The 13,368-nt window shown below is 25.1% G+C and carries 8 protein-coding genes; 2 read left to right on the forward strand and 6 right to left on the reverse strand.

The features are described from left to right. Nucleotides 1–273 precede the first annotated feature (273 nt). The gene (locus KGF39_RS04420; protein WP_227821357.1) at nt 274–3,453 is read left to right on the forward strand and encodes an SNF2 helicase associated domain-containing protein; all 3,180 of its coding nucleotides are present in this window, start codon (nt 274–276) and stop codon (nt 3,451–3,453) included. 134 nt (nt 3,454–3,587) lie between these two features. On the opposite strand, the gene KGF39_RS04425 is transcribed toward KGF39_RS04420, so the two are convergent. The 5 genes from KGF39_RS04425 to KGF39_RS04445 all read right to left on the reverse strand — a co-directional run bounded on the left by KGF39_RS04425 (nt 3,588) and on the right by KGF39_RS04445 (nt 8,869). Then, nucleotides 3,588–4,343, reverse strand: a complete 756-nt coding sequence (locus KGF39_RS04425) for an alpha/beta fold hydrolase (protein ID WP_227821358.1) — start codon at nt 4,341–4,343, stop codon at nt 3,588–3,590. A 390-nt stretch (nt 4,344–4,733) separates the two neighbouring features. After that, nucleotides 4,734–6,227: a DEAD/DEAH box helicase gene (locus tag KGF39_RS04430; protein WP_227821359.1), complete on the reverse strand. Its 1,494-nt coding sequence runs from the start codon at nt 6,225–6,227 to the stop codon at nt 4,734–4,736. 326 nt (nt 6,228–6,553) lie between these two features. Further along, complete coding sequence (locus tag KGF39_RS04435) at nt 6,554–7,096, reverse strand: N-acetylmuramoyl-L-alanine amidase (protein WP_227821360.1); 543 nt, start codon at nt 7,094–7,096, stop codon at nt 6,554–6,556. Between the two features lie 303 nt (nt 7,097–7,399). Continuing rightward, complete coding sequence (locus tag KGF39_RS04440; protein ID WP_054274145.1) at nt 7,400–8,347, reverse strand: DUF11 domain-containing protein; 948 nt, start codon at nt 8,345–8,347, stop codon at nt 7,400–7,402. Nucleotides 8,348–8,374: 27 nt separating this feature from the next. After that, nucleotides 8,375–8,869 carry a hypothetical protein gene (locus KGF39_RS04445; RefSeq protein ID WP_227821361.1) on the reverse strand — a complete coding sequence of 165 codons (495 nt, stop codon included), beginning with the start codon at nt 8,867–8,869 and terminating at the stop codon, nt 8,375–8,377. 257 nt (nt 8,870–9,126) lie between these two features. On the opposite strand from KGF39_RS04445, the gene KGF39_RS04450 reads away from it, so the two are divergent. Next, nucleotides 9,127–10,383, forward strand: a complete 1,257-nt coding sequence (locus KGF39_RS04450; RefSeq protein ID WP_227821362.1) for an MFS transporter — start codon at nt 9,127–9,129, stop codon at nt 10,381–10,383. 681 nt (nt 10,384–11,064) lie between these two features. Here the strand turns inward: KGF39_RS04450 and KGF39_RS04455 are convergent. Then, complete coding sequence (locus KGF39_RS04455; RefSeq protein WP_227821363.1) at nt 11,065–13,368, reverse strand: glycoside hydrolase; 2,304 nt, start codon at nt 13,366–13,368, stop codon at nt 11,065–11,067.

Genomic DNA, 13,368 nt, shown 5'->3' on the forward strand with positions numbered 1-13,368 from the left:
ATTCAAATATCATACTCTATATTTTATGTATTGTAATTTCCAAGAATATTTCTAATAATAAAATTTTATATTTACTAATAATCTATTTGTATAATTATTTTTCACTCATAGTTTATAAGATAATTCAACAAAAATCTAATAGTAAATTGTTATTTACATATATCTTGCAATAGATAAAAACTATTCATATCTACCTTAATTTTAGTCTTAAATTTAGAGTGTAAATTGAATGTATTTAGATTATAATATATACAGTGAGGTAAGGTGAATAATATGAAAATAGATATGATATATAAGTTAATAAGAAGAAATACAGAACCATCAAGATGGTCAAGAGGTGTAAAATACTACACCAACCAACTGGTTGATTATATAGACATAGATATTGATGACCTACAAAATAACCTATTAACATTTCGTGGTGGAGTCAATTCTGAAGATAATTATAGCTTTTATTTTAATTCAATAACTATAGATATAATACATTTTAGGATAATTGAAAGTGATTGTAGTTGTGCTGATTGTCAATCAAATAGTACAAATAAAAGTATTTTCATATGTAAACATATAGTTGCTATTGTGATAAAAAGCTTAAAACAAATAAAAAATAAAAAAGATGTCCCTCCTATTCTAGTAGAAATATTAGGTAGTGATAAAATTTCTAATACTAATTCTAAATCCAGCTTAGACTTAAGTAAACAACTACTTTCTTTTCTAGATAACACTAAAAGGGAAAGAGTTAATTTAGATGTATTGATAAACGTCGATTCAAATAAAGCAATTGCTGAATTTAAAATCGGAATTGATAAAATGTACATTTTAAAAAACATTACTGAATTTGCATATTCAAAAATTAATGGATATGAGTTAGATTTTGGGAAGAAATTTATTTACAACCCCAACATTCACTATTTTGCTGATGAAGATGAGCAGTTAGTAGATATCATAGAAGAATATGGTACAAATCTTTCATACAACTTTTCTTCATCATACTCAAAAAAATTTATGGAAATAAATGCAAGTTCTTTAAAACAATTTTTAAATGCTATTAAATACAAAGATTTTACTCTTATTTTTTCTAAAGAAGAATATCATCCAAAAATATTGAATGATAATTTACCAATAAAGTTTAATTTTAAAAATATAGAAGATAAAATAGTCTTATCTTCTCAAGATTCACTGCCTGTTCCACTTACTAGAAAAAATGATGTACTTTTATATAACGGTAATATCTACTTGTTATCACATAAAAAAGCTCATGATTATTCAAAAGTCTATCAAGTGTTATCAAAATCTAAAGAGTTGAAATTTGATAAAGAAGATTCTAAAGATGTTTTAGGATTGTTAGTTCCTAGATTAAAATCAATAGCTCAAGAAGTTTATTTGGATGATAGCATAAAAAATAATATAACAAAAGATTTTAAAGCTGAGTTCTATTTTGATATAATTGATGGCAATATATGTTGTGATGTAAAGTATATATATAATGATGAAGGCAAAAAATTTGTACTTCCCGACACACAAAAAGAAACTAAAATTGAAAACAAACTGACTTCTTCACAATTTATAAAAGAAAATAATAATTATGTGTTTAAAGGAACAGACTATGACCTATTTACATTCTTAGATTTACAATTAGAATCTTTAAAAGAATTTGGAGATATATATTATTCTGAAAAGTTTAAATTGAAAAAGATATATAATTCTTCATCAATTCAAGCTTCAATCAATCAGACTAATCAAAATTATTTAGAATTTAACTTTAATATATCTGATATAAATCCAAAAGAGTACAAAGCTATTTTAAAAGCTTTTCAAGAAAAACGTACTTTTTATAAACTTAAAGATGGAAACTTTATAGATTTATCAGAAAGAGAGACAAAAGATTTTTTTGAATTAGTTGAAAATCTAGATATAATTGATAAGTCAAAAAATAATAAGATTCATAATAATAAAGCCCTATATATAAATGACATGATACAAAGTAAAAATTTAAAGTTTATAAATGGCAAAAAAGAACTACACAGCATATGCGAAAAATTTAGAAATTTTGATAACATAAATTTAGAAATTCCTCAAAATTTAAAAGCAAACCTTCGTGACTATCAAATAAATGGTTTTAATTGGTTTAAAGTTTTAGATTATTATAAATTTGGTGGTATATTAGCTGATGAAATGGGGCTTGGTAAAACAATACAGACTATTACATTTTTATTATCATTAGCCAATAAAAAAAGTCTAATTGTGACACCAACATCACTCATTTATAATTGGAAAAATGAATTTGAAAAATTTGCCCCAGATATAAAAGTTTTATTGATACATGGAAGCAAAAGAGATAGAGAAAAATGTTTTATGGAGTTAGAAAATTTTGATGTAATACTTACAACATATGGTACTCTTAGAAATGATTTAGAAAAATATAGTGAAGTAAAGTTTGATTATTGTATAATAGATGAAGCTCAAAATATCAAAAATCCAGTAGCTTTAGTAACTGAATCTGTAAAAAGTATAAATGCAGAAAACAAATTTGCACTTACTGGTACACCTATGGAAAATAATCTGCTAGAATTATGGTCTATATTTGATTTTGTAATGCCTGGTTATTTATATAGTAAAGCAAAGTTTCAGGAATTGTTCATAAATAAAGAAAATAATGTTAAAAATTTGAAAAAACTAATAAAACCTTTTATTCTTAGAAGAAGTAAAAAACAAGTTATGAAAGAGCTTCCAGATAAGATTGAGAAAAACTTTTTTGTTGAATTGAATAAAGACCAGAAAAAGATATATAGTGTATATGCAAAAGATATACAAGATAAAATAAAAGATAAAAATCTAAATAAAGATAAAATAGTTATCTTTTCTTATTTAACCAAATTAAGACAACTTTGTTTAGAACCAAGCATAGTAGTAAAAGATTACAATAAAAAAAGTTCAAAAATTGAAACATGTTTAGAAATACTTAGGGATAGTATAAACGAAAACCACAAAATATTGTTGTTTTCACAATTTACTTCTGTACTTAAGAGCATAAGTAAAGAACTTGATAGGTATAAAATTAAATACCATTATATAGATGGTAAAACTAATGCTAAAGAGAGACTTGAACTTGTAGATGAGTTTAATAATAGTATGGATAAAAAAGTTTTTTTAATATCTTTAAAAGCAGGTGGAACTGGATTAAACCTTACAACTGCTGACATGGTAATTCACTTTGACCCATGGTGGAATCCATCAGTAGAAAATCAAGCTAGTGATAGAGCTCATAGATTTGGACAAAAAAATTCAGTACAAGTTATAAAACTAATTGCTAAAGGCACTATAGAAGAAAAAATAATAAAGTTACAAGAAAGTAAAAAAGAACTTATAAACCAATTTATAAATGGAGAACTTTCTAATGAAGGTGTATTAAGAAGTCTATCTGATGATGAGATAATGGATTTATTTAATTAAATTATTTAATCTTAAAGTTCCACTACATAAATTTATTCTAAAACTTATGTAGTGGAGCTCTAAAGCTTATGTAAATAGAATTTGATATTATATTCACTAAAATAGATATTATCAATACATAATAAATACACTAACTATTCTTTTAAAAATTTTTTTGCTACATTTGAAAAATTTAGTCCATTTGATAAAATTGCAGGATGACCACCTTCATCAAACAAGTGCATTTTACCATTTTTAATTTTTTCAATAAGCCCTAAAAACAAATTTTCATAAAAGTCATAAGTTACAAATTCATCTTTTCTACTACCAGTTAAAAGTACCTCTGATTGAATAGTCTCTAGCGGTTTATGAAAAAATTTTTTTATAGTTTTATAGTGTTCAAGAATAGCTTCTGTATCATTATCCACAACTTTTTCCCAGTTTTCTCCTTGATTATAAATATAAAAAGCTTTTGCACCATCATCTTGTTTCGATGCTTCACGCTCTATTTTCACATTTTGCACAAATGACTCTAGAGGAACTTCTCCTTCAAAACTATCTGCAATTACCTTATTCACTAAATCAGGTCTTTCAAGTGCAACATTTAGTGCAACAAGAGCTCCTCCACTACTACCAATTATGTTTACTTTTTTATAATTCATTTTTTCTAAAAAACATATCACTTGCATAGCCTCATCAAACCATAAGTCAGCAGAAAACTTATCAACCATTTGAGATTTTCCATGACCTACAAAATCAATTAATATTACTTTATATTCATCTTTATAAAAATCGATTATATCGTTAAACATCTTAGAAGAGGCTGTATTCCCATGTAAAAAAAGTAATGGTGTACCATCTCCAATTTCATTATAGTAGCACTGTTTGTTATTATAGTTAAAATATGCCATATATTCCCCCCTTTAATATTTCTATAATATATATTTATTACTTATATTTAAAATAACTATTATCATTATTAAGGATAGTATAATTCAAAATATAGATAAAATCAATAATCCCTTTATTTTATTTGTTGTTTATTTAATTTATTCCAATTTAACTTCTATAAAATTTCTTTTTTGTGCGAAAATGTTCCTTCCATTTACAACAATCATTCAAATGAATTCTTTGTGTACTTCGCTTAGTCCGTTTCCGAAATATTTCATATAACACCTCTTAATTAAATTCTTTTTCCTATTAATTTTATTTTATCTAAACAAATAATAAGTTCTTTCTCATTTTTATAAAGATATAAAACTAATTCACTTGATTATACTTAGTTAATAGCAATAATTAAATTATCGTATATCTCTTTTCACCTTAGCCATCTTTTTCTTTATAGGTATCTCCTTATATTTTTTTAATATCAAATCTCCCTTATAATTTAATATATCTACATATGAACATAAATCTTGAACTTCAATTACACCTATATCATCATTAGTGATACCTTTTATATTACTAAATGCTCCAACTACATCTAAGACTCTTATTTTCTTCTTTTTACCAGCATTTAAATATAATTTAACAACTTCACTTTCTGTATTTGGTTTTATCTCTTTACTTTTGTAAGAATTTTTATCAGCTTTTTTTCTCTTTGATACTTTTTTTAGGATTGCTTTTGAATGTTCTTCAAATAAAACTTTGCCCTGCGTAATTCTACTTTGTTCTATATCTTTTAATTCATTTATTTTATATCCTATATACATTTCTATACTCTCTATATATTTTTCATCCTTTTCAGTTACTATAGTAATAGCCTTTCCACTATTTCCTTTTCTTCCAGTTCTACCTATTCTATGTATATAGTTTTCTTTGTCTTGTGGCACATCATAATTTATTACTAAAGAAATATCATCAATATGTATTCCTCTCGATGCTACATCACTACTAACTAATACATTAAACTTTTGATTTTTAAAATCCTTAATCACAAAAATTCTTCTTTCTTGCGATAAATCTGCATGTAACTCTCTTATCAAAAAACCTTCTTTACTCATTTTATTATATAATTTAGATACTTTTTCTTTAGTATTACAAAATATTATTACACTTTTTGGATTTTCGCTGTATATTAATTCTTTTAAAATGATATACTTCTCTCTTTCATTTGCCTTGATTATTTTGTCATCTATTTGTCTTGTTCTTTGATTGGTATTACTTTCATTTTCCTTTATATTTATAACACTGTAATCTGGCATATATTTTTCACATACATATTTTATCTCTTCACCTATTGTAGCTGAGAAAAGACCTACTATCTTCTCTTTAGGTAGATTTGTTAATATATTTTCCATTTGTTCAACAAATCCTTTATTAAACATTTTATCAGCCTCATCTATTACTAAATATTTTATGTTTTCCAACTTAACAGTACCTTTATTTATATGGTCAATTATTCTACCTGGAGTAGCTACAACAATATGAACCCTTTGCTTTAACTCAGCTATTTGTTCTTTTATAGATTGTTTGCCAAATATAGCACTACATCTCACCTTTTTTAGCCTTCCTATATTTGATACCTCATCTTTTACTTGCAAAGCTAATTCTCTTGTTGGAACTACTATAAGAGCTTGAATATTATTGCACTCTACATCTATATTCTCACATATAGGTATTGCAAAACTTGCTGTTTTTCCACTTCCTGTATTTGACTTCACTGCTATGTTTTGACCATCCAACAATTTTGGAATAACTTCTACTTGTACTCTAGAAGGTATATTATATTCTAAACTCTTTAATGACTTAAGTATCTTTTCATTTAATTTAAAACTTTCAAATGTATATTTCATATATTCCCACCTTGTTATATTTATCTTGTTTCTTATATTTTTCTACATTATATTATTATAATACAAAGTTGTGATATTTTTATATTATTTATTAGATTGAAGATAAAAATAGATATTATACAAAGCTATAGTTTAACACCAAATCAATTAAATTTTTACATTTAAATACCCCTTGAAAATACTGATAAATCAATATTTTCAAGGGGTATTTCTTGTTGATAACTAAACTAATATATCTTTTGTAAGTTTAAATTATACTAATATATTGTATTTTAGTTTGTATCTAAGATTAAAAGGTATTAATCAACACCTAAATCACCGTAATCTCACATATTTATATCTTTATTCAATATACCTTCTGTAATCAATCGTGCTATATAATCATAACCTGCTTCATCTGCTTTGTTACAATCATCCACATTATCACAGAAAAAACTTTCAATCTGTATTGCAACTGGATTTGTATTTCTCAATATATATAAATTTTCTCTTTTTTTAGCTCCTCTATTTTTAAATAATTCTCCAAGTCTATTAGATACTCTTTTAGCATATTCTAAACCTTCATTACCATAATAAAGCACTTCTGTACCAGATTTTGTTCCGTCACCTTTATTTAAATGTAGCTCTACTAACAAATCGTATTTACCACTATTTACCTTTGGAACTCTATAGAAAAACTCTTCTCTCTCTGACATAAAATGTCTTTCTGGGCAAATTATTACATCTACTGTATTACCTTGACTTATAAGCATCTCAGCTAATATAGGAGCTAATTTTTTGTTATAATTATATTCATCAACTATACCATTTACACCTGTACTTTTACCACCTTTTAGTATACTATGACCTACTGTTATGCATATTTTCATTTACTTTTTTCACCCTCTTTTAAGCCATTTTTTATATAATAGTAATATAATTTTAAAGTTATTACTAATAATAATATATTAATTGGAGAAGGCAAAAGTTCTCTGTGATTATCATTTTTTCAACATATTTGTCTTATTTTATCGTAAATCTATACATTTGAAATATTATATTACACATAATACTTATCATTATTTAAAACTAACAATTTCTATTAATCATTTGCATCTATAAGACATATGATAATATCTTTCTTCCTTTAATCAAAGACTAATGCAACAAATTCAAATTTTAGGTTTGAATAATTAATAATACAATAATAGTGATGTATTTATAAATAATTCATCTGGATTCAATTCATTTATTGATGTATGTTCAATTTTTATATTTATCTCTTTCATATCTTCATAAACAATTCCAACTGGTGAACAAATTAAACAAGAAAATCCAAAAGTTTTCATTATCTTTTTGATTTTATTGTCACTAAAACTTATTTGTTTTCTATAATCACTTATATTTTCATTATTATTTTGTACATCATTGTTATAATAATCATCTTCTTGAATATTATTAGATTTTTTTACCATTTTAAATCTACTCCGATTTTTATAACTATAGTCCATTTCAAACTCTATACTTCCAAAAACTATTAAATCACATAGTTTCGTATCTTTGCCTTTATTTATAGAGTTTTTCATAATTTTAACATCAAATACTTTACTATTTATATTTACTTTTAATATTTCCTTTAAATTTTTAGGTGCCTTTAAAGTATTACTTATATTTAACTGCTTAAAAACAGTTTTATTTATACTCGTATAGACTTTATTGCTTTCTACTGATATTCTTGTTGGAAATTTTTCTAAATCATACTTATAGTAATAGTATATATTGGCATTATTCTTTATAACTCTATATGACGAATTTGGCAAAACCACACTTTTAAAAGATATTATTTTTTTGCAACTTGCATCTATTCTTCCTATGTAAAAACCTTGTTTTGGGTCTAATCCACACTTTATAATACCATTAACTTTTACAGTATTATTTATAAACTCTATATATTTAGAAATATAGTCTTTGAAAAATATATTTCCAGTTTTATACCTACTCATATTTGTAACAATAACAGTATAGGTCAAAATATCAAATACAGATGCACATTTTTTATCAACATATTTTTCTACTTTTAAAATACTTCCACTTACATCATTTGAAAAGACATCATTAAAAGTAGTTTTCGCTATTCTCATTGCATCCACCTTTCTATAATTTAAAGATTACTCTCTTTTAGAATTATTTTCATAACTTATAATTGCAGTCACACTAATAAATAAATTATTATAATCTAAAATAGACGTTGTCATGTCTTGTATAAAATACTTTAAATTAATTTTATCTTTATTTTCTGTCTTTCTAGGCATTTGTATAAATGTGCTAAATGGTATTTTCAATTTAAGTATATTTTTTTTGTTAGAATTTTTATTTCTCTTATTACCTACATAATCTAGTATTACATCAGTATCTATATCGCCAACTAAAATCAACTTCTTTCCTGTCATTTGCTCATCTTCTAATGATGCACATTGCATAGTATCAATAAGACTTATATTATGAACATTCATATTGCAAACAGATGCATCTAATGAATTTATTACATATTTTTTAGAAGCTAATTTAAAATTTTTATATGTATTAAACTGAGATAAATAAAAAGTATTTTCTAGTCTTTCACATCTTTCAAAATTATAGATTACCTTATTATTTTCATACATAATCACATCAATCTCCCTATATCTATATATTAATACTATTCATAAAAACTACTTCAAATTACCATTTTTAATTATTCACTATCTAGTTGCTGCTCATTTTAAGACATCATAATTTTTGACATGCATTAATTTCTATTTGACAGTAAAAATCTATCTTGGCATTTTTCATTTTATATACCCATTGACTTTTTTTATATAATTGATTATAATTTTTATAGACTGACGGTCAGTCATAAAAAAAGAGAGGTGTTCTATAAATGCAAAATTTAGATAAAATAAATAATTCTTTTAACAAAAACTTTAACCTTATGATATTTGGTCAAATTATATCTATACTGGGTTCATCATTATTAAGATTTGGTCTTTCTACTTATATTTTAGACATAACAGGGCGTGCAGATATTTTTGCAACTTTATATGCAATCTCAAATATCCCCCTTCTATTGTCTCCAATTGGCGGTGCAATAGCTGACATATTCAATCGTAGAAATCTAATGGTTATATTTGATTTTATGAGTTCTATAATTATTCTCACTTTTATCTGTCTTTTTTCTACTCTAAATAATTCTATTGTATTAATTGGTATTGTTATGATAAGCCTATCTATTATTAGTTGTATGTATCAACCTACTGTACAGGCAAGTATACCTTTAATAGTAAATGAAAAAGATTTAGAACAAGCCAATGGAATTGTAAATGGAATAGGTGCACTCTCAAGTATGTTTGCTCCTGTACTTGGAGGTATTTTATATGGTCTTATTGGAATTAAAATGCTTCTTATTATAAGTTGTATTGCTTTTTTTTTATCAGCAGTAATGGAAATGTTTATTTATATACCTTTTAACAAAAGAGAATTTAATGGAGACATAATAATGACCATAGTTAGTGACATGAAAAAAGGCTTCTCTTATGTTATAAAGCAACCTTATATTAATAAAGCTATGATTCTAGCAGCTTCTTTAAATTTATTTTTAACTCCATTCTTACTTGTAGGAATACAATACATTTTACGTATAACAATGCATAGTAGTAATAATATGTATGGCATAGGGATAGGAATTATTGAATTTAGTAGTGTTTTAGGTGCACTTTCAATAGGTCTGTTTGCTAAAAAAATGAAAATGAATACACTATATCGCTGGTTAATGCTAATTAGTATTTTGATGATACCAATGGCCATTTCTATTTCACCTTCAATGCTTAGACTAGGATATTATCCATCTTTTATATTACTATTTATTTGTGTTATACCTATAGCCATGTCTATGACAATTATTACTATATTCGTTTTAACTATTGTTCAAAAACAAACACCTAATGAATTATTGGGGAAAGTAATGGCTACTATTACAGCTGTATCACAGTGTGTTGCTCCAGTTGGTCAAATTATGCATGGAAAATTATTTGAAGTTTTCAGTTCTAAAGTTTATATACCTATAGTATGTATGTTCATAATTATGCTATCAATTTCAATCCTTGCTAAATATCTGTATAAGAATGAATCAAAAGCATAAAATATAAAAGAATAAAAAAACATTTAATTGTTTTATAAAAAGCAACAGATAAATAAAGTATGACACATTATTATTTGTTGCTTTATTCATTAGAACTATTTTTATTAAATATACAATTATACTTCTATGTCTTCAACTTTTGAGATAAGCCATAAATACGAAAGACTAGCTAACACTGCTGCTACTATCCAGACAGTAATAAAAGGAATATATGTGTGAATCATAGTTGTTACAATGTTTGATAACCTCTTGATTATCAAATACTTTTACCAAATCTTGAACTTTAATGATTGTATTTATCTTCTTTAATATTTTCCTTTCTCTATGAATCAGTCTTTGTTTTTAGTGTTTATTAAACCTTTCAAATTTGATTCTTTCATAAAATAATATCACTTTAAATAGACAATATAGTATCTTATTCAAAAATACTATCTTCAATTTAAAAAGTCAATATATTGTCTAAAATAAATTTTATATTTATTGAAAGGTACAATGGGTATGGTATATATTGAAATAATTCAGATATTTAATATTACTTGGGCAAGGTTTTCAATATTAAAAATAATATAAAAATAGTGACTATCTTAATTATTAAAATTAATACAGTCACTATTTTGTATAGTCTAATTAAATATCATTTTATTTTATATGTGAGTTTAATATAATTTATTTTAATTAAATCTATTGTTCTGGTTTATAAATAACTTTCTTATTATTATCATATATTACCAAAGAATTTGATTTTACAATTTCATTTTTATACTTAACATCTTTTTCAGAGAAATTAGCCACTACTTTTAAATCATCTCCATATTTAGTCATTTGAACTAGTCTATCATCAGAAATAAACTTAAAATCTGTCATTTCTCTTTTAATAGCCTTTTTATTAAACTCTGACCATACTTTATCGTGAGAAATTATTTCTCCTTTATGTTTTTCCCATTCAGTTCTATCTATATAATACATAGGTGGTGTATTATATAGTACTTCTTTCATCATTCTACTTCCAACTTCTCCCTTAATTTTGAGAGTTCCCCATAGCCATTGATGAGAAGATACAACAGAATCATTATAAACTAATCTAAATAAGGGTAAAGAATAAGTTGGGTCTATAAATATTTTTTTATATTTTTCTTTTACAGGTATCTGTTTTGAAAAGACTTCTGGTACTCCTCCTGTTGGAGAATAGTATCTACCAACATAATATTCACTTTCTTTGTTCTTACTCATATCTTTATCTACCCAAGCAAATGCTGGTGTCTCAAGCCCATGTGCAAATGCTATAGTACTACTTGAAAAGTCATTTCCTCCTTCTGAACCTATAACCATATTAGCATTATCTCTTATATATGACATTCTTTCAAGTCTAGCCTTTAAATCTTGTGACTGTGTTGTTATATGATTTGGAGAATAATCATCATATATTTCTCCTGTAGCATCACAGTCTATAAACCAAGAATTAAATTCATATCCTTCATCCAATATACTTTGTACTCTATCTTTTACACTTGGTAAAGATAATGTAGGATTTAGCTTTCTTCCTTCTCCTTGAAATCCAGTTTCTTTTTCACCTTTTTTATTTTCTATAGTAGCATTTTCATATAGTGACTTATCTTTAAATGATGCTGTACTCCATTTTTCTTCTCCTGGCTTGTGTATAGAATGGTATGAATCATATGGTCCTACAAGATAACCTAAATCATTAGCTCTTTTAACCATTTCTAGAGAGATATAACCTTCCTCCATATCATCAAATCCTATCCAAGCATTTTTAATACTAGATTTATTTATATCATTAATCACATCAACAGTATTATATTTTGCCCATGTAGCAACATCATTCACAGCATATCCTAATTTTGATTTTAATAACTTCTTGTTAAACTCTATAAGCTCTACCCTACTTAATTTAGATACATCTTTATCCAATACTTTTTTTATCTCTTTATCCTTGCTTTCAAAAACTTTTTCATTATAAAAAGTATTCATCTGCATAACTTCATTAAATGCTTGTACTATTTGATTCTTTTGATATTTATCTATATAATCTTGAGTTTTTATTTGATTTATTACTTTTAAAAATTCACTATCGCCAGACTTCATACTTAAAAGCTCTTTTATCCAATTAGTCAAATTATCTGATAAGTTTTCTTTTAATTTATTCCATTTAATGTCATTTATTGTGATTATAGATTTATCTCCAAAATAAATCTGTGGCGCTCCATAAAGTTTTTTAATATTTTTATTTTCCTTAGATTTTTCTTCTAATGTTTTAAACTCTCCTTTATCAACTATATATTTTTTATAAGTTTTTGCTACATCTGTAATATTCTTATTAGTCAAATATATCTTAAACCCATACTCTTTATTTTTATTGATACTTGGATATTCATGTTTAAATGTAAAATTAATCTTATCTTTAGAACTAAATTCAATTATATTATTAAATTCATTTTCAATAATGTAAAGTACAGAATATTTTTCCTTGTTTACTGCGAAGAATTGCATTGAAAAAGATTCTATAACACTATAAGTTGACTTATTTAGGTACTCCTTCCAATCCTTATCATTACTTGGTATAAACTTCCCCTCATAAAGTGGTAGTACATAGCTTTCACCTTCAACTTTAGGCCAATTGAAACTCGTTTCTTTTTCTGAATTAGATTTAATATTTACATCTAAATAGCTGTCCTCTTTTTTTATATTTATGTCTATATTTTCATCAGGATATGTCCATGATGCTTCTGTCTTCGTCTTTTTAAAATTTGATACTTTCCTTTCTTTTGATGGTTCAGATATCTTTTCTTTTGAACCATCAGATTCAACTGATACCTCAAATGTTTCAGGTTTCACCTCAAAACTAAAATCTAAATTTTTAACACTATTAATGGATGCTGTGTTTTTAGTCACCTCACCACTACTGCATCCACAAATAGTAGTTACAACAACCATACAACCTATAAATATCGAGACTATTTTTTTCAT

Source organism: Clostridioides sp. ZZV14-6345 (assembly GCF_020657775.1).
Lineage (GTDB): Bacteria > Bacillota > Clostridia > Peptostreptococcales > Peptostreptococcaceae > Clostridioides > Clostridioides difficile_D.